The sequence below is a fragment of the Phormidium sp. CCY1219 genome (assembly GCF_055795085.1).
Window position 1 is genome coordinate 11857 of record NZ_JAYFEQ010000874.1, and the last position, 22503, is coordinate 34359.

Below are 22503 nucleotides of genomic sequence, written 5' to 3' on the forward strand. Positions count from 1 at the left end.
GTCTGTACTTTTCTCTCCAGATATTTCAACCTGGATGCTACAGGCCAACATGAATCATATCACGCCGGGTAACATTCCTTAAAAATTAATTAATCAATCCCCACAGATTTCTTTATTCTCTTCTCGGCAGATCCCTCCTGCCCCTCCCCTGTCTCTTTCGCCCCAGGCGCGCACCCCCACTCCCACCCCCGCTTTCGCACAACACACTTCGTCTCTTTTGTCAACCTTTTCTTCTACCCAATTCCTCCCCTCTCTCTCGGATCCATTCCGGTTGACCTAGGATTCCGATTGCAGATTGCTAACCCTAGCCAAGGTCGATGGCGGATGGGGGTGGCATTTGTCCTGCTTCTCTAGGCAATGGCGATCGGGTTTGGCGTAAAATACCATAAAAGGTTAATTTTATCAAGCCGATTGATTAAGCGGGGGATGGAAATCTCGCCTATACAAATGGCGGGGAATGGAAATCGTGCCGAGGCATAGCCAAAGTAGACATTAATTCGAGCGGGCGATTGAAATCGCGCCTATACAGGTAAATTCCGCCTACGCGGACTATTTTGAGGCTTGAGATTGATAAGGTGCGAGCAAGATACTGGCAAACCATGAAGTATTTCTCGCATTATTTAGAAGCCAAATAATCATCCCACAATTGCCGGAAAGCCGCTTCTAAATTGCCGACAAAACCTGGCAGATTAAATAACGGTAATTGGTCGCGCTTTGTGGTAAGATGATGGCGGTAGTATGCCAGCAATTGCGGATTATTGGCCACATCAATAGCCCGCTGTTCGTAATAGTCGCTGGTATTACAAATTAAGGAATTTAATTCAGCAGCAGCGCAGATACTCGCCCCCATGCGCGAGGCGTTGGTATTCCCGGCGCGGGTCAAAACGGGGCATCCCGCCCACAAGGCACTAATTGCAGTAGAACCGGCATTGTAGATAAAAGTATCTAAGAACAAATCTGCCAATCGATAGCGGGCTAAATATTCAGAATTGGGGAGTTTTTCGGCGAAAATCAATCGTTTTGCCTCCACTCCGCGCTGGTGGGCTTCCCGTCGCAAATTCGCCATCACGGTTTCGCTACCCTGAGTTAACCACAACACGGAATTCGGGACTTTTTGCAAAATTCGCATCCAGACATCAAACAAGTCTGGGGTAATTTTATAATGAGAATTGAAGCAACAAAATACAAACCCCTCTTCGGGCAGGCCAAATTGCGATCGCGTCATGGGGCGATCGCAAATTTCCATCGGCGAGGAAAAGAAAGCGTGAGGCAAATAAACAATCTCTTCAGTGTAGGATTGGGCAATTTCTGGGGTAATCAACCAAGAATCAGCGATCGCATATTGAATGAAATCCGCACCCATCGTATCCGGATACCCCAAAAACTGCGCCTGAATCGGGGCGGGTTGCAGCGCCAACACTTCCATCGCATTACCAATTGTCCTTCCCGCTAAATCGATAAGAATGTGAATGCGATCGCCATTAATCTGACGCGCCGCATCTTCGGGTTTCATCCCAGAAATATCCACAAAGCGATCGCATCCAGCGCGAATCGTCTCGGTAATCTCATCCGCATAATCGAGGGTAGAATAAGCATACACCTCAAACTGGGTGCGATCGCGATCGCGGAACATATCTTTCACGATTTTACCCACCGCATATTCCCGAAAATCCGGCGAAATATAACCAATTCGCAATCTCTCCGACGCGCTATTCGGATAGGAAAAATCAAGAGATTGTTTGCTTTGCGCCATTTTTTCGGCAATTTGCCTCGCATAGCGTTGTGCGAATTGCCGATGCAACTGCAAAGGAACCGGAAAATTACTCACGGCGAGGGGACTCGGAGAATATTCCGTTTCTCCTCGCAGATACTGTTCCAGGGATTCGATAAAACTACAAACGCAGCGTTCGTACTCTTCCCAATCGCAAAGTTTTAAGCGCAAGTAATTGATGTGACCCACAATATTATAATTCGCCGCATCCAGTTCCCGAACTTTGCGATAAAACAGTAATGCTACATCCACATTCCCTTCATATTCAGCAATTTCGCCCAGATTATAATAAGCTTCCGGGCAAGGTGAAAGTGCCAAAACTTGCTGATACAAAGAAATTGCCTTATTGCGATTTCCCTGTTGCTTGTATATACCGCCTAAATTTAACAGCGCCGGAACGTATTTCGGCTGCAGTTCCAACGCCCGAGTTAAGCCAATTTTTGCCCGTTCTAAATCCCCTTGCACTTGCCAAATACTAGCTAAATTCGCTTGTGCTTGGGCAAAATTACGGTTGTATTCCAGGGCTTTTTCGTAGCATTGGGCGGCTTCTACAAGGTTGTTTTGCTGTTGCAAAATTGTCCCTAAGTTATTGTAAGCACCCCAAAAATCCGGTTGCAAGCGAATGGCTTCGCGCAAACACTTTGCAGCGGCTTGAATGTCTCCGATCGCTTTGAGAGATTGACTCAAATAAAACTGCAATTCACCCGTTTCTGGGTTGAGTTGGATGGCGCGACGAAAAGCAGGAATCGCTTCGGAATGTCGGTTTAGTTTTTGCAGGGATTTGCCGAAGTTGGTAAGGGCGATCGCATTGTCGGATTCGAGGTTTAAAACTTGTCGATAGAGAGAAATCGCTGCTTCGTATTGCTGCTGTTTCTGGTAAGTGATAGCGGTATTGAGAATTTGCCCCATATCCGGTTTTGCAGCAGGGTTGGGTTGCGCGGAATATACCAGCGGGCGATCGCAAATTTTTACCCATCCATACTGCGTTAAACTGCGATCGCAATCGGCATTTTCTACAATATCGCTCAATATCAAAACCCGAAAATTGAGGCGCTCGCAAAACTCTTCCACCCCCATCGCCTGCAATTGCGCCTGAGTCATAACCACCACATCCCAAGTTTCGCGAATGCAGTGGAGTTGTGTGGGGGAAATCAACTGAATTTGTTCCCTGACTTCGCAGCGATCGTAAAGCGAATCGATGGGGGTATTTCCATCTTGCAGCAAGTGAACCTGCAATCGCGGTAAATCTACCGCATCGCAGATAATTTTCGCATCCACGCCACGCCAAAATAACCCCCGCAGAGTAGGCGTAACTCGGTGCATTTCTTGCAGGTATTGGTAAATCGATATCCGCTGATGTAACTCTTCACTGGGCCATCGGCGATCGCTGGGTTTCGTCAAATAAATACTGCGCTTTTCGGCTTCAATTTGATAAATCGCATCCAGCGGTTTGCCATCGAGATAATCCATCACCCGCCAGACATTTTGTTCCGGGCGATGATTGCGCCAAAAGGCTTCATACCCCTGGCGGGCTATTTCTCTCGCCGCCTCTGGCTGATTTAAGAAATACCGAATTTTTTCCCCTAATTCCTCTACATTGGCGTAAGTGACCAAATGCTTTCCATCGGCAAATAATAACTCTAACCCCGCTTGCGGACTAATTTTATCCGTCAGCAAAAATCCGCCACTGGCGATTACTTCAAAACTCCGCAAATTCAAATCTCCATTTAAGCTGACGTTGAGATTAATCAGAGAGTCGGCATAGATTTCGGCGGCTTTTTCGTGGGAAGTCTGCTGCTGATTCAGCGGAAAGTTATGCTGGCGAATCCAGTTTAATACATAACGGCGATAAGGGTGAAATTTTCCGGCTTGTCCCACAAATGACAAGGGATATTTGTAGGAAGTGCGGGGGGATTGGGGACGCGGGTAAATATGAACCACGGGCATCCAGAAGAGATTGGCAAAGCCGGCTTCTTGGAAATAATGCGCGTGGTGGCGATCGCGACTGAATAAATAGAAATCAAAGGATTCAGCCGCAGCATAATCGAGTAAGCGGGTAATTGGGTTATTTAAGTGGTGGGTATCCGCACAAAATAAAATTTTCGGACAGTCGATCGCCTGTAGGTTTTGCGGAAGCACTCGTTGAGTCGCGTCAGCTTTGACGATGACTAAATCCGGTTTTTGGGAAGTAGGAATCTGCTGGATAATTTCGGTGGCGTCAAATTGCCCTACCGGGGTTTTCATGGTGCGAAAGCGATCGCCTTCTATAATGGTTTCGCAGTCTGGGCTACAAAAAATCTCGTTCTGCGAGAATAAAATGGGCCGATAGAAGCTGCGCGAGCCTTGAAAAAATAACAGCACGTTTAAAGTGGGAAAAGACGCGCCGCCCATTGCAGTTTTTTGAGTGGATGCAGATTGCCCCAGGAGATTTTCTGCGGATACAATTCCCCCGCGATCGCCTTTTTTTTCTACCGCTATGGGAGTAGGTTCTGGCACAATATCGCGCCAAATTACCTCCCTATCCCCGGGGTGAAATGCGATCGGTTTTTGACTGGGAAAATCCGTTTTTTTTTCCCGGTTTGCTTCCGGGGTGATGGAACTGCGAGAGGGGCGATCGCTGGTGGGTTCTGATGTGCTACTTTCCAGCGGTTCTAAGGTAATCAACTGCTCGATTTCTTGGGTTTGAAATCCCAACGCCATCGGGCGCTTGACTTCGGGCAAAACCCCGATATCATATAACTCGGTTATCGTTCCCTCAATCCGCATCCAATGTACCGTCGCCCCGCTATTCAAATCGATAATTAGCAACCCACAGCGCGCCTCGGCATCTTTCTGCGCCAGTCGTTCGTCTAACAATAATCCGGAAAATGTGCCATCCCCCGATCGCGGTTTGGATAGTCCCACAATCGCGTAATTCTCCCAAAATGCCAATCCCCGCGCATACCCGGGACAAAATGTCACCGATTCGAATTTACCGGTGTCTAAATCTATATAGCCAAATTCTCCCGCGCCAGAGTTCAAAACCCACAATTTGCCGCGATAAAAGCGGGGGGAATGAGGCATGCTCAATCCACTTAGGATAATTTCATCGCTTTCCATATCGATGACAATACCGCCATCGCGCCGTTTGTCTCGCCACCCATCTACTACGTCGGACCGACTGCAGGCGGTGACGTAGCGCGGTTTCCCTTCTACTATTGCTAACCCATTTAGGTGACAGCGATCTTCGTTAATCATTTTGCTGATAAAGGGCGGTTTCCACAACGGTTTGCAACTGTGGCGATCGCTGGTGGTGGCTACACAGTTTAATAGGGTACTGATAAAAATCGGTTGTCCCGCTTCGGTTACGATAACGTCATGCACGTCCAAATCGCCCGTAGTATAGCCTATCCGAGGAACGTACAGTTTGTCATACCCTTGGTACAATTGCCCCGGGGCGAGTACGTTATCTAATTGCAACAATTGATATTTGGAACTTAGATAAAGCCGATCTCGACTACAATACAGTCCCATCGCCCGTTCGAATCGCCGCTGAAAGGCAGAAAATTGCCCGCTTTCGGGATTGACGCCAATCAGGGCTAACCAACCGGTTTGGTAGGTGGTGAATGCTAGACTGATTTGCTGTTGTTGCAACCACGGAATAAATTCGCGATCGCTGGTTAAAAATGGAGTGCTTTGTGGCATTTCACTAACGCTTCTGATAACAATACAAAGGCAGGCGATCGACCTTTTTTTAGGAAGATTTGCCCCTCTGTCTATTTTATGCGATCGACCCCCCGATTCATACAATTTTCGATCGGCAATGGTTTGGCGCTTCTCAAATCACAAGAATTCTCTTTCTCTCGCGATTCAGAACCCCCGCAGCAACATACCACAAAAATCCTGTTTTGTCAATAAATTTGTCAATAAAAAGCGGGCCATTGACATCGCGCCTCCGCTAGCCTTAGCGAAGCCATGCCCGAAGCGAGCTATAGTCCCCCGACGCGGATTCATACGCTCTCACTCCCCCTCACCCGCCCTCACTCATCCTCACTCGTTCACTCGTTCACTCGTTCCCAGGCGACCGCCTGGGAACGCCCCTCCTGAGGCTCCGCCTCCACCCAATCATTACAGATTCAGAACAGTAGATAGACGAGGGGAAGTGCCCTTCGCACCTCCCCTGCTGGATTACTCGACGATGAAGAAGTCCTCCAATCCCAGGGTATTGACATCGACGCCAGTGAGAATCGCGAGCAGCTCATCATTGTAACTGACAAAGCTATCCGTGCCATTACCGGTTATCGACAGTTGCTCGAAAGTGAGGTCAACCAACCCGATTAAGTCAAAGTCATCGGTATAGTCGAGGATGGTATCCGTACCGCGACCTTCGCCGATGACAAAGCGATCGCGATCGCCGCCTCCCGTCACCGTATCGTTACCCAAATCCCCCAGCAACCAATCGCGATCGCCGCCACCAGTGAGGATATCATTATCCTTGCCACCCCACAGCACATCATTGCCATCGCCGCCATCCAGGGAGTCCTCGCCTCGGTTGCCATACATGAAGTCCCCATCAGCGTCACCAGATAGAGTATCGTTCCCTAAATCCCCGAATAATTCATCAATGCCGGTGCCGCCGTTCAGGGTATCGTCATCTTTGCCGCCATGCAGCACATCATCGCCCTCGCCGCCGTTAACCCAGTCCATACCTTGGTTGCCATTGGCGAAGTCATTGCCCGCCTCCCCAACCAAGGTATCGTTGCCGAGGTCGCCGTATAACGCATCGCGGTCATCGCCACCGAGGATATTATCGTCATCCTTGCCCCCGTGAACCAAGTCATCCCCCAGACCTGTTTGGATAGAGTCCATGCCTTGGTTGCCGTGGATGGTATCGTTAGTCTGATTGCCAAACAGGCGATCGTTGCCTTCTAACCCTTGTATAAAGGTACGATCGGCTTCAGCCGTTAGCTCGTCAGCACCATTAGTGCCGATGAGAGTATCCAGAGGAGTGCTTACTAATAGTGAGATACTATTGTCGTTATAATTCGCCACAGCCAAATCCGGGTTGCTATCCCCCCCGAACTCTCCCACGGCGACAAACGCCGCTGCATTGCCCACAGCGTAGGTCGTTTGGCTACCGAAACCGCCCGACCCGTCACCCAGCAGCAGGGAAACTGTATTGCTTAGATAATTTGCTACGGCTAAATCTTGATTGTTATCCCCGTCAAAATCTGCCACGGCGATCGAGTACGGCCCGCTGCCCACGGGGAAGGTGGTTTGGCTGCCGAAACTGCCCGACCCGTCATTGAGCAGCACGGAGACGGTGTTATCGCTATAGTTCGCTACAGCTAAGTCCGGGCGATTATTGCCGTCGAAGTCTCCCGCAGCCACAACATAGGGATCGCTACCCACCGCGTAGCTGGTTTGGCTGCCGAAACTACCCGACCCGTCATTGAGCAGCACGGAAACGGTATTATCGATATAATTCTCCGTTGCCAAATCCGGGGTTCCGTCGCCGTCGAAGTCTGCCACGGCGATCGAGTACGGACCGCCTCCCACGGTATAGCTGGTTTCGCTACCGAAATTGCCCGACCCCTCACCTAGTAGCACTGAGATGCTGTTGTTATAATAGTTCGCCACTGCCAAGTCAGCGTTCCCGTCCCCGTTGAAATCAGCTACGGCGACGGAGTAGGGATCGTTTGCCACGGTGACGGTGGTGGTGGAAAAACTGCCCGACCCGTCATTGAGCAGCACTGAGAGGTCCTTGCTGCCGATGTTCGCCGTCGCTACATCCGGATTGTTGTCCCCGTTGAAGTCTCCTACGGCGATCGAGTACGGCTCGCTGCCCACAGGGAAGGTGGTTTGGTTGCCAAAACCCCCCGCCCCATCCCCCAGCAACACTGACACCGTGTTGTCGGAAGAGTTCGCTACGGCTACGTCGGAGTTCCCGTCTCCGTTGAAGTCTGCCACCGCAGCAACAAGCGGAGAGTCTCCGACACTGAAGGTGGTTTGGGCGGCAAAATTCAGGGTGTGGGGATAGGTGGCGAGGGTGGTGGCGGAAAGGGGTAAGAAGTCGTTTGTCCTTGGTCCTTGGTCTTTTGTCCCATCACCCATGAGCCATTCCCCCTTCCCATGTGCCTGTTCCCACTGGGGAAAAATTTCTTGCAGGTTCCAGGTGCCCCCTGCTTCAGGGTTGCCGGTGGGATGGCGGTTGGCGTAGATAGGGATGGGGAGATATTGGTATAGCTGTTGTAAAAACTCTTGTCCCTCGCAATCGGCGGCGACTTGGCATCCGTAAATGTAAAGTCGGTCAATGGGCCACTGTTGCAGTTGGGTGGCGTAGCGGGTCAGGGTTTCGCGGTTGAGAATGCTGTTGCCCAGGTAAAGGGTGCCGGGAGACCCGTGGGAAATCAGGTGGAGCGTGGTTGGCACCGGGGAATGCCCGGTTTTGAAGAACAGCTCAGCAATCTGCGCGATGCCATCTTCGTGGGGATGGAGGACCACCACTTCACTGTGGGGACGCACTCCGGCGGCGATCGCGTCCCATTGGTTAACCTGGGCGTCAATCACCACCAATTCCCGGGCACCTACGCCCTGGGTCTGTGTCTCGCCTTGCTCTCGGGATTGTATCGGTTGATGCCTTGTGTAATTTAGGATACTCATCTGCAATTCCTCTGCGATCGATTTTGAGTGATTGGGTCAGCTCGATTGTTATTTTTTTAACACGATTAAACAGCCGTTCGAGTATTGTCAACGGTTAACTCTATTTAACTCGGCTACCCGGACATCAACCTCAGTGAACTCCCGTAGATTCTGCTGCGATCGCTAATTGAATTAATGTTGAGAATTGGGATTGACCGCAACCTATGCAAAAACTACACCTCTCGCGCAGAAAGCTTTCCCATTGGGATTGGCAACCCTTTTGGCCCTGGTTTGGGGTCTTCATTGCAATTGCAGTTATACACTTTGATGGGATAAAATCAATCCAGGCAAAGTCAGGAAACGGTAACATTTTTAACCTAATCTTAACGGGTTTGTCATTGGTCATTGGTCGTTGGTCGTTGGTCATTTGTCATTGGTACTTCCACAAATGACAAAGGACTAATGACAAAGAACAAACCCCATGACTCATGGGTCATTGGAGAAATTTGCTCGTTTCCAGGGTTCAGCACGGACCCCCTGCCAGAGCTACTGCCTGTTATCTTCCTTTTCCCATACCACGAATTTACCAATTTGTCAAGTGCTAGAACCTATGAATCTTGCAGATTGCCAATATTAAATAAACTAGGGGAAGTGCGTTTCGCACCTCCCCTACTGGATTACTCGACGATGAAGAAGTCCTCACATGATTGTCATTGCAGCATTTCCTCGACATGAATGCACCACCACCTGCTACGCCAGGTGGTGGTGTTTTGATTGGAAGGGCTTATCCCTCCCCACAGGAGCCACGATCGCCCTGTTCTGGGAACGTTAGCCCAGCAACACCCCCAAGTGGTTTCCGTTATGGGGACTGTAGTGAAACTTTGACCGGGACTGCGACCTGTATGAACCGACTCTCTAGGATTTACAGGATGTTGCTCCATCTCTCAAGAGGCCCTATCTCCGGGTAGCTCGGAATCAGTGTTGCGCCCTTTACCGTACCGGTCGAGATGAAATGATTGTACCACAAACCTGTTGGTGATTCGTCGCTCATCCACTCCACTCACTGCTTTTCAGTGAATAGAGTGGATGAGGCTCCTGCAAACCTCGCCTGAGCATCAACCTGCTACGCGAGAAAAGGAGAGTACGGCGAACCTTATTCAAAATAGAGCGCGATCGAGAATGAAGACCGAAGCGATCGCGCTCTATTCAGAATGGGGTTTAGGCGATCGCGGCCATCTTCACATCACTCTCAGCCAGCAATTCCTGCAACTCTTCCGAATCAACCGTTTCTTTCTCGATCAGCATTTCTGCCAAGCGATCGAGAACTCCACGGTTGCCCACCAGCACTTCTTTGGCGCGGCGATAGGCTTGTTCCACCAAATTGCGGACTTCATCATCGATCGCCGCTGCTGTTTCTTCAGAGAAATCGCGCTCGGCCATGATATCGCGACCGAGGAACATATTGCCTTGCTGACGGCCCAGGGCTACCGGACCGAGGCGATCGCTCATCCCAAAGCGCGTTACCATTTGTCGTGCCACGCGAGCCACCTGTTGCAAATCATTCGACGCACCGGTGGTCACCTCTTCTTCACCGAAGACAATTTCTTCCGCGATCCGACCGCCCAGGGCTACCGCCATCTGATTTTGTAGATAGCATCGGCTGTACAGACCCGAATCCATCCGTTCTTCGCTCGGGGTGAACCAAGTCAGACCGCCAGCACGACCGCGCGGAATGATGCTAATTTTCTGCACCGGGTCGTAATCCGGCATCAGGGCACCCACCAAAGCGTGACCCGCTTCGTGATAGGCCACCAAGCTCTTGCGTTTTTCGCTCATCACCCGGTCTTTTTTCTCCGGACCGGCCAGGACGCGATCGATGGCATCGTTAATTTCATCCATCGAGATTTCGGTCAAATTGCGCCGTGCGGCCAAGATAGCGGCTTCATTGAGCAGGTTGGACAAGTCTGCGCCAGTAAAACCGGGACTGCGACGGGCAATTTTCTCCAGATCCACATCTTTGGCCAAGGTTTTGCCCCGGGCGTGAACCTTGAGAATTTCCAGACGACCGGCATAATCTGGGCGATCGACCACCACTTGGCGATCGAAGCGACCCGGACGCAACAAGGCTTGGTCCAGTACGTCGGGACGGTTAGTGGCAGCAATAATAATGATGCCGGTGTTGCCTTCAAACCCATCCATTTCGGTGAGCAATTGGTTCAGGGTTTGTTCGCGCTCGTCGTTACCGCCGCCCAAACCGGCACCGCGCTGACGACCTACGGCGTCAATTTCATCGATGAATACGATACAGGGGGCGTTGGATTTGGCTTGTTCGAACAAGTCGCGGACGCGAGAGGCACCCACACCGACGAACATTTCCACAAATTCCGAGCCAGAGATGGAGAAGAACGGCACCCCTGCTTCACCGGCTACGGCTTTGGCGAGCAGGGTTTTCCCGGTTCCCGGAGGGCCGACTAACAAGACGCCTTTGGGAATTTTGGCTCCGATGGCGGTGAAGCGATCGGCGTTTTTGAGGAAGTCTACGACTTCGCTCAGTTCCAGTTTCGCTTGTTCGATACCCGCTACATCGCCAAAGGTGACTTGGGTTTGCGGCTCCATTTGCACTCTAGCTTTGGATTTGCCGAAGTTCATGGCTTGCGAACCCGGACCGCTTTGGGCGCGCCGCAGCAAGAAGACTAACCCGACTAATAAGAGGACGGGGAAGAATAGGCTGCTGAGGGCTTTAAACCAGAAGCCATCATCGCTTTGGGGTAAGACGTCGATGTTGACGTTGTTTTCGGTCAGGATGTCGATTAGTTCTGGGTCGTTGGGCAGGTTGACTAGAACTTTTTTGTCTCCTGTGGTGACCAGCGCTTTGCTGCGATCGGCGCTGATGCTGACTTTGGCTACCCGGTTATTTTGAACTTCTTGAATGAACTGACTGTAGCGCCAGGTTTCTTTGTTCTGGGGTTGTTTGTCAAAAAATGCCGTTGCCAATGCGATGACAACGATCGCCAGTAATGCATATAGTCCGGCGTTTCTCCATTTTTTATTCACCGGCATTCCTCCTAGGTTCTGGTTTTGGGGGGATTTGCGCTTTTCTTAGTTGAACTGTTAATTAATGTTAACACTCTTTACCACTGACCGTGCAAGCCGTGGTATAGTTAGAGGCTTCAGATTGGGGAGCATGGAGGAAAACTGGATGGCTCAAACCCTTTCTGGGTCAGGGAAATGGGAAATTTTAACCCGGGCGGGTGGCGGGGAAAAGTTTTCGCAATTTTGCCAGGGCGGGATGATGCGGATCGTAGGTGAGGTGGCTGTTTTGATGCTGGATTTCCCGCAGGGGAATGATTTGGACGACGCTGTTGCTATAGGCGATCGCTTCAAACCCAGCCACTACCTCGGCGGTCCACGGTTGGGCGATCGCAGGGTAATGGTGGGTTTCGAGCCACTGGAAAAGCTGCGATCGCATCACCCCCGGTAAAATTCCCGCCTCCACTGGTGGCGTCCACCAGCGTCCATCCTTCCACCCCCACAGATTGCCGGTGCTGGTCTCGAGCCAATCACCTTTCCCATTTATGAGAATCGCCTCCTGACAGTGCTGCCGTTGCGCCGCTTGCAGCGCTAACCAGCAGCAGAGGTAATTGCCCGTTTTATGGGTGGGGAGCGAGCGGACATACATGCGATCGTCCGCGACCCAGGCTTTAATTCCCATCTCTTGACGATTGGCCAAGTCTTGTGGTATAATGCGTCCCGTAATTAATTCTCTGCCGTCCGGGAAAATTGCAATTCGCAGCACCGACCCGTGCTCCATCATCCTTTCGGCACCCTCTCGCAAGCTCTGCCAGTCTGGCTGAGGCCACTGAAAGTCATCCAGAGAGGTTTTCAGACGCCGACAGTGCCCCGCCCACTGGGTCAGGTGATGGTCTAAGGAATTGTCGTAAACCCGCAGGGTGGTAAATACCGTTGCACCGTAAAGCAAACCGGGTTCGGCGATCGGGAGTTCTAGGGTGGTGGAGTGGTGTAGGTTTCCGTTGTAGAAAAACATTTTCCCAATTTAGCCCTATCTTTTTTCTTGTAAAAAACCATTGGTTTGCTCTAAAAGTTGTTGAGCCAGCGTGTAATTGGCATCAAAAGAAAGCGCTAGTTCAAGGTATTTTTTGGCTTCCTGCCATCGTTGCAGATTCATGTAGGCACACCCCAACCGATAGGCGGGATAAGTTTGAAGATAACTTACGGAAAACGGGTCGCGTTTGTAGTAATTGCCTTCGCGATCGAGTTGAAGGCAATTTTCAAAATAAGGAACTGCCCCGAGATAAAATCCTAACTGCATGAGGATATCCCCCGCCAAGGCAATCAGAGGAGGAAAATCGGGAAACCATTCAAGTCCGCGCTGACAAAACATCCTTGAGGTCTCATAATCTTCCTGTTTCAATGCTTGAGACGCAAAAAAATGAAGCATCGTTGCAACGCGCACCAATTCGTCTGGAGGTTGTCCGGTTAAAATATGTGGCAGCAAATTTTCAAACACTTCTCCATAATAGAGTTCGGCTTTTTCTGTCTCTCCTACATCTTGACACAGACTTGCCAGACAATAGAGATTGGGTAAACTCAGCCCCTCTTCCTCACGCATCCGTTCGAGTAGCGGAATATTTCGTTCTCGGGCTTTGTGTTGTGTAAATGCTGGATTGCTATAACCATAATGCAAAATTTTGACCCTATCTAAATAGAGTCGGCGATCGCCAGTTATCGCGTGACCCTGATAGATTAACTGCTCGTGCAAACGCCCTCGATATCGAATTTCCGGACTATTTCGGAAGATTCTTTGCAGCTTACCCCCAAGTTGCGAGCAGTTCTCGCCTACATTAATTAAGTCGAGGGAATAAACGAGCGCTTGGGAATTGGTCGCTAGGATGTCTCGCCAATTTTCTGCCTCAACAATGAGTTTTTCATCTGCATCTAATGTTAAAATCCACTCTCCAGATGCTTGGGATACAGCATAATTGCGAGCAGCTGCAAAATCATCGCACCACTCAAAGGAAAAGACATTGGCACCCTGTTCGCGAGCAATTTCCGGCGTTTTGTCTTCCGACCCGGTATCCACCACAATCATTTCATCCACATAAGGTTTAACGCTGGTTAAACAGCGAGGAAGATTGTGTTTTTCATTCTTGACAATGGCGCAGAAGGAAAGAAAAGGCTGGTTCATAGATGTTATAATTTTCTAAAATTAAAAAGCTATATTCCCTAGCCTAACATGGGGTTAGGCTAGGGATGCCTGTATTCCTGCGAAACTTACCAACTCAGTTATAGTTCTAGGGATCGAAGAGGGAGGGATTGCTACTCATGTGAATCCACTCAACTTTCATCTGAGGCTGGTGTTGATTTGGTGGCCACAACATTCAAACTAATCAAAGTGTCTAGAATGCGTAAACTACTACAGTCATCAAATAAATTAAATTCCGATACTTGTTCGTATTCTTCAAATCCCACCTCTGCCAGATACATGGCTAAAGTTTCGCTATCAAATCCGACTTTGTGAACGTCATATTCATTGGAATGAGCGCCAAACATAATTCTCATTAAATGCAGCCGTTCTATCGGAATCAAATTAGGATGCAAATAGAGCCAGCACAAAGTTTTTAAATCCGGTACGCTAATCAGAAGCTTACCCCCGGGTTTTAGAACCCGATGCCATTCGCTGAGAGTGTTGATGAGTTCGCCATTTAGTGTGTGATGAAAGTGTTCTAAAACATGGCTGGCATAAATAGCGTCCACTGAATCACTTTCAAACTGACTCAAGTCAGCAGCATTGCCAACGTAGTCCACTTCCGGACGAGGCTCGATATCTAAAATATTCCATTCCGGGTGAGGTTCTTTCCCTCCAATATGCAATTTAAGTGGCGTCATATTCCCTTTCAGTTTCCGCTCGCTCGAATTGAAAAATATTGCTGTTTACCAACTAGGTATCCAATCCTAACACAGAAGACGCCTCCTTGACGGAAATTTCAAAAAAAATTAAGATTTAGAGGAGAAGCGCAAGTAATGAGGTGGTATAATAACATCACAGAGATTCCCACCTGTCGAGGGACGGGCCATTCAGGGAGTTTAAAAACTCTTCGTCGGTGGAGCTATTCTCATCCGAGGCAGATAATAAGTGGGAGTCTAAAGAGAGTAACTCACCCAACTTTATTCTATAATCTTTATTAATCGGGGGTGAAATTCCAACCGATAAGTTTAATGGAATATCCACCCTGCTTGTATGAGGTTATGTAAACTTTAGGAACCCAGATAAAATGGCGCTTTTTGTTCCGTTCTTAAAAAAAGGCGGTCACTTAGACCAAATTCAGATGACTCTGTTTAACGTAGGGTCGCGTAAAGTCGAAAGAGAAGATGACTTGGCAAGCCAAGGGTGGGATTTATTCGCCCCTCAGTTAACTATCTATGGATTTGATGCGGATGCAGATGCTTGTGAAGCAGCCAACGCCGACCTGGAAGCGAGACAAATCAATTGGAGCGAACAACACATTCCTTTAGCATTTGCCAATGCGTCGGGAGAACGTACCCTTTACGTCACCAGAAACCCCCAGTGTAGTTCGTTATATCCACCAAACCAAGTTTATTTAAGACGCTTTAATAATACAGTCACAGATTTAATGGAACTGGATTTTACGGTGGAGATAGAAACGACGACTTTAGATGAGTTTTGTGACCAAGAAAGAATCGAAGAAATTGATTTTTTGCAAACCGACGTTCAAGGTGCAGATCTTCTGGTATTGGAAGGAAGCTCTCGACTGCTAGAACGCAGCATTCTTGCGGTTAAAGTTGAAGTGGAATTTGCCCCTTTATATGTCGGTCAACCTTTATTTGCTGAGGTGGATACTTTTCTCAGAAAGTGGGGTTTTAGCTTGTTTAAACTGACAGCAGCTTGCCGTCCCCGCGCTAGCTCCCCGATTGTTTCATCCGAACAACCCGGACAATTCCTTTGGGGAGATGCATTTTATATCCGCGATCCGATCGATCCAAACCTACAAATCGAATTTAAAACCCCAGAGCGCATTCTCAAAGTTGCCTGTATTGCTGATATTATGGGCTTTCCCGACTATGCATTAGAACTGTTGGAGTATTTGACTCTCAACTATGGAAACGAATCTCAGTACAATTGTGCTAATGCGATCGTAGAAGGCTTAGCTAAATTTCCACAACTCATTCCTAAAGGGTTAAATGCTCTTCCCATAGTTGAGAAAATTCGCGATCGCGCCTTCGGTAGCGCTCTGGAGCTATTGCAGGAGGAAAAAAACGCTTAAAGGGCGTATTGGTTACGAGTTAACTCGCCTGATTTTGGAGATAAATTTGCCACATCTGCTGGTAAGATTTCTCCATCTGGCGCGTAAACTCTTTACCATTCCACAGAGGAGAAGTGTGCCGCGATCGCCGCAGTTGCCAGGATATTTCTTGCCGCAATGCCGCATCTTTGCCCAGACGAATTCCCCAGTCTACATATTCCTCATCTGTCCAAGCAATTCCCTCCGTCACACCGACATTCATCATCATGGTATAGCTATTTCTGGCGGCAAATTGCTCCCCGACTCGCGTCACTAAAGGAATGCCCATCCACAGGGTTTCTAGGGTTGTTGTCGCGCCGTTGTAAGGATAGGTATCCAACACCACATCCGCAATCCCCAAATTTGCTCGGTGAATCGCTTCGGATGGAGCTGGGGGTAAAAAGCGCAGGCGATCTGGATCTACCCCCTCGTCTTCCGCAAGTTGGATAAAAAAGTTTTTGATTGATGCTTCATCCGCCAAACCTTTAATCAAAAAATAGCTATTCGGCACTGCTTGGATAATTTTCATTTGCAGTCGTGCCGTATCGGGATGGCGTTTGTAGCCTTTCTGTCCGCTGAAATAGATCGCGGCATCATTGGGAATGTTCAAATCCTCTCGGCGCAGGGTTGGTACTCCCACCTCAAATCCATCTACTCCAATATAAGTTTGTGGGAGTCGCCAGATGTTTTCTCGATAGTAATCCGACGCTGATTCTGGCAACACATAAGGATCGGCGATAAAGTAATCAATCGTCGGCAATCCAGAAGCATCCCACCCCAGCCAAGTCACTTGAATGGGAGCTGGCTTGAGTGCCATGACCTCACAAGCCAGATCCATTGTGATACTATCCAGATCGATGAGTATATCGATGTCATCTTGATAAATTTTTTCGGCTATTTCCACATTTTTACTTCCCATCCTTTGAGTAAATTCGACATGATTGATATACCATTCATTTAACGGGTCGCCGATGTCTTGATTCGATATCATATAGGCATGAACTTCAAACCGTTGGCGATCGTGATATTGAAACAACCATCGCGCGAGCCAGCCTACCGAATGACTTCTAAAACAATGAGATAGATATCCGATTTTTATCCGTCTGCCTTGCTCATCCGCGTTAATTTTTTTTACATTTTTACCCTGCTGATAATAATGTTTGACTTGTTCTACTTCATAGGTTTGAAATTGAAAATAACACTGGCAGCGTTCCAATAACTGATTCATAATCTGTCGATTTTCCCGCGCCCGATCGCGAAAGTAAGGGAAAAAATAACCGGCAGTAATCAAGCGCGCCACTGTAGCTTGGGCGAGTTCGGTCGGTTCTTGTCCGATTAGTGAAGAGATCAGTGATTCTTGGTGCTTAATCGCACAAGCAGCTTCTTCCCAATATCCGCCTGCGCCCATTAACCCGCGCAGCAGCAAATGATTGGCAAAAATTTTTTCGGGTAGAGTTTCCACTACAGAGTAGATTTCTTTTGCCAAAGCGATTCCCTTGGCATAATCAATCCCATTTTGATAGATAGCGGCGAGATGTCGTAAAATTTCCAGATTACTTGGCTGAACGTGCCGACCTATTTCTAGAAGACGAAGCGCCATTGTCACTTGGCCGCCCGAGTAAGCTAATTCCACTGCCGCCGTGAGTATAACTTCCATAAAATCTGGATGCTGCTGTAGGTGGGGGGCACACACTTCTGTGAATTCGATCGCAGATGGATGCAGTGGCGGATGCTGTAAGATGGCGTTTAAAACTTGGAGTAACTCATCTATCTCTAGCTCAGTGCTTTGGTGAGCTTGGATCAGTTCGATCGCCCCCCACTCTGTGAGTTCTTCTCCCGTAAATAACCCGCGAGAAATTGCCAGTTGAATCAGAGCCAATAAATTCCCCAGATTGGTTGGCTGTAGTTCTCTGATATGCCCCCGAATTAGCCATGCTTGCGAATAATCTTCTCTTGCTTCTTGTCGCCTTGCTTCAGTCTCCAAAATTTCTGCCAGTTGTGCTGTCCACAGTTCTAGCTGTTCCGATTCTCCTTCCACCATTGCCAGCAACCAGGTTGTTGTTGCCTCTTCTTCTTTTCCTTGCAACAGCAATGCCAATCCCAAATACCAGTAGTGTTCCTGGACATCAGGTTCGGCTTTTATCGCTTCTTCGTAGCAGGTTTCCGCTTTGCTATAGTGGCCTTGCAGCAAGTATGTATGAGCTTGCTTTTCCCATGAACTTGGATTGCTGGGGGAGTTTAAAAAAGTCATAATAATCACTCAATCGCCATCAACTTGTATTTCCTCTAGGTTATACTGAATTTAGCGCCTGATTTATTCGCCCAGGTTTATCGGCAAGAATTATGCCACATTTTTAGGTATGCTTTTTCCATCTCCTGGGTAAATTGCTTGGCGTTCCACAAAGGAGAAGTTTGGCGAGATTGCCACAGTTTCCAGGAGATTTGCTGTCGCAGCTTTGGATCTTTTCCAAGGCGAATTCCCCACTCTACATACTCTTCATCTGTCCAAGCAATTCCTTCCGTTACCCCAGCATTCACCATCATGGTGTAGCTGTTGCGACTGGCAAACTGCTCGCCTACTCTGGTCACCAGCGGAATGCCCATCCATAGCGTTTCTAAGGTTGTTGTCGCTCCATTATAGGGATAGGTATCCAACACTACATCAGCAATGCCCAAGTTAGCGCGATGCACTGCTTCCTCGGTTTCCATCGGCAGAAATCTTAGGCGATCGCTTTCTACTCCTTCTGATTGTGCAAGTTCGCGAAAGAAGCGGATAATTGACTCTTCCTCCGCAAAGCCTTTAATCAAAAAGTAGCTTTTCGGCACTTGTTTGACAATCTGCATTTGCAGTCGTGCCGTATCGGGATGCCGCTTATACCCCCTCTGTCCGCTATAATAAACCACTGCATCGCTCGGAATATTCAACTCCTCGCGCCGCAGAGTGGGTACAGCTACCTCAAACCCATCCACTGCGATATAAGTGTGGGGCAAGCGCCAGATTTTTTCTCGATAGTAATCCTGCACCGACGCCGGCAAAACATAAGGGTCGGCAATAAAATAATCAATTGTCGGTAATCCCGAAGCATCCCAACCCAGCCAAGTGACTTGAACGGGTGCCGGCTTGAGTGCCATGACGTTACAGGTATTGCATAGGGTCAGACTATCGAGATCTATTAATATATCGATTCCATCTTCATAAATTTGCTCGGCAATTTTACCCGCATCTGCCCCTAATTTGTGACAGCGTTCCACTTGATTCACATACCAGGTTTGTAAGGGATCTCCCAGTTCCCGATAAAACATTAAATATGCATGAATTTCAAAGCGCGCGCGATCGTGATGTTGAACCAGCCATCGGGCTAACCAGCCTACGGAATGGCTTCTCAGGCAATGAGAAATGTATCCGATTTTTAATCGGTAGCTGCCAACTTCCGTGCTACTTTTTTTACGCTCTCGGAAGCCGCGATCGTAGCGCTGCACCTGTTCGATTGCACGCTCGTAAAAATAACACTGAGCTTGCCGGGAGACGTGATTAATAATTTCTCGATTTTCCCGCCCCCGATCTTGAAAATACGGGAAAAAAGAGTCTGTACTCAGCAAGCGTGCCACTGTTGCTGGCTCTACTTTTCTCAGGTCTTCTTCTTCTAGCGCCAACAGCAGTGACTCTTGATGCTGCAAGACCTCGCGGGCTTCTTCCCAGTACCCGCCTGCGCTCATTAATCCTCGTAGCAGCAAGTGATTGGCAAAAATTCGCTCGGGTACTGTTTCCACAAGCGAATAGCAGCTTCTTGCCAGTTCTATGCCTTTGGTGTAGTCTACCCCATTTTGATAAAAAGCTGCTAAATTGAGCAAGACTTCTGTGTTTCGCGGTTCTACTTGCCGACACAACTCCAAAAGCGATGCCGCCATTGCTGGCTTTAACAGCAAATGCCCCATTTCCAGGGCGGCTGATAGCATCATGCCGATAAAATTGCGATGGTGCTGTAGATGAGGCAGACACCCTTGGGCGAATTCTATTGCGGATGGGTGCAGTGGACGAGCCTGTAAAATATTTTCTAAGATTTGCAGTAACTCATCGGCATTGATGTAAGGAGCGGGGGTTTCCTGTTGTAGCCGTCTAATTACTCCCCACTGTGTCAGTTCTTCTCCCGTAAATCTGCCTTGAGAAAGGGCTAGTTGCATCAAAGACAGTAACGTTATAAGATGGGTTTGCTCAATTTCTCTGATGTGTTCCCGAATCAACCCAGCTCGACTGTAGTCTTCTCGTGCTTCTTGTCGCTTCGCTTCCGTTTCCAAGCTTTCTGTGAGTTGTGTTGTCCACACCTCAGGCTGTTGCGGGTCTGCCTCCACGATTTGCAGCAAGCTACTGGCGATCGCTTCTTCCTTCCCTTGCAACATTAACGCCAATGCTAGGTACCAGTAGTGAGACATAGCCTCGGGTTCGGCTTTTATCGCTGCTTGATAAAATTTCGCCGCCTTGCCATAGTCTCCTTGGATGAAGAATTGATGAGTTTGCTGCTGCACCGAAGAACTGCTCGCGAAAAAATTTCCTGTGATAATGACTAGCTAAACTAAAAACGCCAAGTGACGTAAAACCTAGGTTATTTTCCCATTCCCAACATAGGGTTGTGAATCACCATTAAACCAAAATTGTACAGTTTCCTATAATTTATCTCCTTTGCTTTTTGAGAAAGAGTGGATAGAAACGCTATCCACTCTTTTCAACCAAAGGTTCACGGCTTTGGGGGGTAAGTTAAGCCGCGCTAATCGTGCTAGAATTATTCTCCCAGAGTCACCATATTCCCGCCACAAGTTTTTGCTGCGGCTGTGACTGACGGACCACCCGGGGTAGCTAGAGCTTTTTGCTCCTCGCACAGGAGAGCGCGGGTTGTGGCTTGAGATGTGGTAGCGTCTACTTCTGACCACACCAGACCCGTGTAAGGCTTGAGTCCTTGAGTTCTCGTGGTTGCAATAACAGCAAGACCTGTGTTGCTGGTATTGGGTGCGTCTGGCGCGAATGTATATTCATAGTTAGTGGTTTGAGTCTGGATGCCAACGCCGATTTCACTATAAGCACCAAATCGACCTTTTTCCAAAAAGTAGGCTTGTTGTGCCCGGTTCATTGCACCCACATTATTGCGCGCTTCAACTTGCTTGGCTTTGTTGGCTTGGCTGAGCAGAGAGGGCAACGCCACCGCAGCCAGAATCCCGATGATGATAACCACAACCAACAGTTCAATCAGGGTGAAACCTTCTTGGGCTTTTTTGTGGTTGATGTGTTGCAGGAACTTGGCTTGAAATTCGGTCTTCATAATAGGGATCTCCTTGAGGTGTGGAATGCGTGATTTCTAACTCCTGAACATAACTTACCCACCCTCTGAGAATTTCATATCACCTGGGGCAAAATTTTTTCCAGATTTTTAGCCAGAACGCTGCAAAAGCAAGTACAGAAAGTTTTCCAGCTCGCGCAAAACGGCCTTGATTTCCGCGATCGCCTCGTTCTCCCTGACTGGCTCTAGGGTGATGGGATTGAGGGGTCTGATCTTCAGCCAGCGCTCTAGTAAGGACATCATGGGCTGCGGTTCCTCCCACAGAGGTAGCAGACAAGCCGCTATTCCATTGCCTAATTTTACCGGATTGATTGTTGACCCAGGAACGTAGCGAGAGATCTCAAACGGACGCTGGTATGTAATGCATTGCAGCAGATGTTCGCGTAATTTTGGTATCTTTAGCTGAGGATGCAGGTACACTCGCCCCTTTTTCCAGTCGGCATCGGTCCATTCATCCACAGGAACCACTGGTTTGGCTGCGTTGGGATGACCGCACCAAAAATCCAGTAAGCGATGGATTGGATGCAGTAGTTCAAGCAGATGAAGCTTTTCCTCCTCTTCTATTTCGGGCAAGCTCATCGCCAGGAATGCCGGCAGATCGAGAGGATCTTTGAACAAATCTATTAGTTCCCACTGTCGCCACTTCACCATACTAATAAACTCTAGCTCGGCTGCTTTTAAAGCAGCAAACATTTCTGGAATCTGGTACCCTTTGTCTCCCTGCAATAAATAATTGGCTAGATAATATTCTGGATCTTCTTCCGACGCGGGTTTCCATGTGTATTGCTTGATCAATATCTCATCTTTGAGCGCCTTCATGGTGTCCCGAACGATTGAAATTTCTAGTTCCCCCGGGTTGTCATCCATCAGCCCCATCATTCTAAAAACCGTCTGGGCGCGATAATAAAAATTTCTTTGAAAAAAACTATGAAGATTCGCCCTAATAATCCCATCGGGTTTTAAAACTGCTTTCATGGCTTTTAAGCCAGCAACTATATCGCTGAGTAGATATAAAACATCATCACAGTTGATATAATCAAACTCGATTCCCAGTTCGGGCAACTCTTCAATTGTCAAAACATGAAACTCGGCATTCTGAAACCCGTGATAATGGAGACGCTTTTGCGCCAGCTTCACCGATTCTTCTGAAATATCTATCCCAATGATTTTGGCCTTTGGATTGGCTAAAGCTAATGCTAATGCTTTGTATCCACTACCACATCCAGCATCTAAAATGACTTTTCCTTCACAATCCACTACGACTTTATTTCTCAGATAAAAAGGCGTAACCAAGTTGTGAATAAACAGAAAGTCATAATCTTCTTTGGGAGATTCTTCTAACGGTTTCCGGGGATAAGGTCCAGCTTCAAACTGCTGGCGAATTTTTTCTTGTAATTGAGAATTTGGTATTTTCATTTGGTAGTGTTCCTGATTAAGCATATTTATCACTCTTGCGCCA

Annotated in this window: 11 protein-coding genes; 1 reads left to right on the forward strand and 10 read right to left on the reverse strand. The window is 48.4% G+C overall.

Going from position 1 to position 22503, the window contains the following annotated elements:
- Positions 1–616: 616 nt before the first annotated feature.
- The 6 genes from AC0QH1_RS28505 to AC0QH1_RS28530 form a co-directional block, all read right to left on the reverse strand.
- Positions 617–5455, reverse strand: coding sequence for a TIGR03032 family protein (locus AC0QH1_RS28505; protein WP_324634827.1), 4839 nt, complete (start codon positions 5453–5455; stop codon positions 617–619).
- Between the two features lie 483 nt (positions 5456–5938).
- Positions 5939–8413, reverse strand: coding sequence for an FG-GAP-like repeat-containing protein (locus tag AC0QH1_RS28510; protein ID WP_324634828.1), 2475 nt, complete (start codon positions 8411–8413; stop codon positions 5939–5941).
- A 1197-nt stretch (positions 8414–9610) separates the two neighbouring features.
- Positions 9611–11446 carry an ATP-dependent zinc metalloprotease FtsH3 gene (ftsH3, locus tag AC0QH1_RS28515; RefSeq protein ID WP_442957379.1) on the reverse strand — a complete coding sequence of 612 codons (1836 nt, stop codon included), beginning with the start codon at positions 11444–11446 and terminating at the stop codon, positions 9611–9613.
- A 184-nt stretch (positions 11447–11630) separates the two neighbouring features.
- Complete coding sequence (locus tag AC0QH1_RS28520; protein WP_324634830.1) at positions 11631–12437, reverse strand: aminotransferase class IV; 807 nt, start codon at positions 12435–12437, stop codon at positions 11631–11633.
- Positions 12438–12452: 15 nt separating this feature from the next.
- The gene (locus AC0QH1_RS28525; protein WP_324634831.1) at positions 12453–13598 is read right to left on the reverse strand and encodes a glycosyltransferase; all 1146 of its coding nucleotides are present in this window, start codon (positions 13596–13598) and stop codon (positions 12453–12455) included.
- Positions 13599–13747: 149 nt separating this feature from the next.
- A complete protein-coding gene (locus AC0QH1_RS28530; RefSeq protein ID WP_324634832.1) occupies positions 13748–14284 on the reverse strand; it encodes a class I SAM-dependent methyltransferase in 537 nt (178 codons plus the stop codon).
- A gap of 401 nt (positions 14285–14685) precedes the next feature.
- Between AC0QH1_RS28530 and AC0QH1_RS28535 the strand changes: the two genes are divergently transcribed.
- Positions 14686–15696 (forward strand): FkbM family methyltransferase, encoded by a 1011-nt coding sequence (locus tag AC0QH1_RS28535; protein ID WP_324634833.1) that lies wholly within the window; start codon positions 14686–14688, stop codon positions 15694–15696.
- Positions 15697–15715: 19 nt separating this feature from the next.
- Here the strand turns inward: AC0QH1_RS28535 and AC0QH1_RS28540 are convergent, their stop codons facing one another.
- The 4 genes from AC0QH1_RS28540 to AC0QH1_RS28555 form a co-directional block, all read right to left on the reverse strand.
- On the reverse strand, positions 15716–17965 hold the full coding sequence (locus AC0QH1_RS28540) for an O-linked N-acetylglucosamine transferase, SPINDLY family protein (RefSeq protein WP_324634834.1): 2250 nt from the start codon (positions 17963–17965) through the stop codon (positions 15716–15718).
- A gap of 77 nt (positions 17966–18042) precedes the next feature.
- Entirely contained in the window at positions 18043–20238 is a 2196-nt protein-coding gene (locus AC0QH1_RS28545; RefSeq protein ID WP_324634835.1) for an O-linked N-acetylglucosamine transferase, SPINDLY family protein, read from the reverse strand.
- A 254-nt stretch (positions 20239–20492) separates the two neighbouring features.
- The gene (locus tag AC0QH1_RS28550) at positions 20493–21026 is read right to left on the reverse strand and encodes a type IV pilin-like G/H family protein (RefSeq protein WP_324634836.1); all 534 of its coding nucleotides are present in this window, start codon (positions 21024–21026) and stop codon (positions 20493–20495) included.
- A gap of 108 nt (positions 21027–21134) precedes the next feature.
- Positions 21135–22484, reverse strand: a complete 1350-nt coding sequence (locus tag AC0QH1_RS28555; RefSeq protein WP_442957380.1) for a class I SAM-dependent methyltransferase — start codon at positions 22482–22484, stop codon at positions 21135–21137.
- Positions 22485–22503 lie beyond the last annotated feature (19 nt).

Excerpts from the sequence above, each read along its gene's own strand:
- AC0QH1_RS28510 (WP_324634828.1), bottom strand. The coding sequence starts at position 8,413 with ATGAGTATCCTAAATTACACAAGGCATCAACCGATACAATCCCGAGAG.
- AC0QH1_RS28540 (WP_324634834.1), bottom strand. The coding sequence starts at position 17,965 with ATGACTTTTTTAAACTCCCCCAGCAATCCAAGTTCATGGGAAAAGCAA.
- AC0QH1_RS28555 (WP_442957380.1), bottom strand. The coding sequence starts at position 22,484 with ATGCTTAATCAGGAACACTACCAAATGAAAATACCAAATTCTCAATTA.
- AC0QH1_RS28550 (WP_324634836.1), bottom strand. The coding sequence starts at position 21,026 with ATGAAGACCGAATTTCAAGCCAAGTTCCTGCAACACATCAACCACAAA.
- AC0QH1_RS28525 (WP_324634831.1), bottom strand. The coding sequence starts at position 13,598 with ATGAACCAGCCTTTTCTTTCCTTCTGCGCCATTGTCAAGAATGAAAAA.
- AC0QH1_RS28505 (WP_324634827.1), bottom strand. The coding sequence starts at position 5,455 with ATGCCACAAAGCACTCCATTTTTAACCAGCGATCGCGAATTTATTCCG.
- AC0QH1_RS28535 (WP_324634833.1), top strand. The coding sequence starts at position 14,686 with ATGGCGCTTTTTGTTCCGTTCTTAAAAAAAGGCGGTCACTTAGACCAA.
- AC0QH1_RS28520 (WP_324634830.1), bottom strand. The coding sequence starts at position 12,437 with ATGTTTTTCTACAACGGAAACCTACACCACTCCACCACCCTAGAACTC.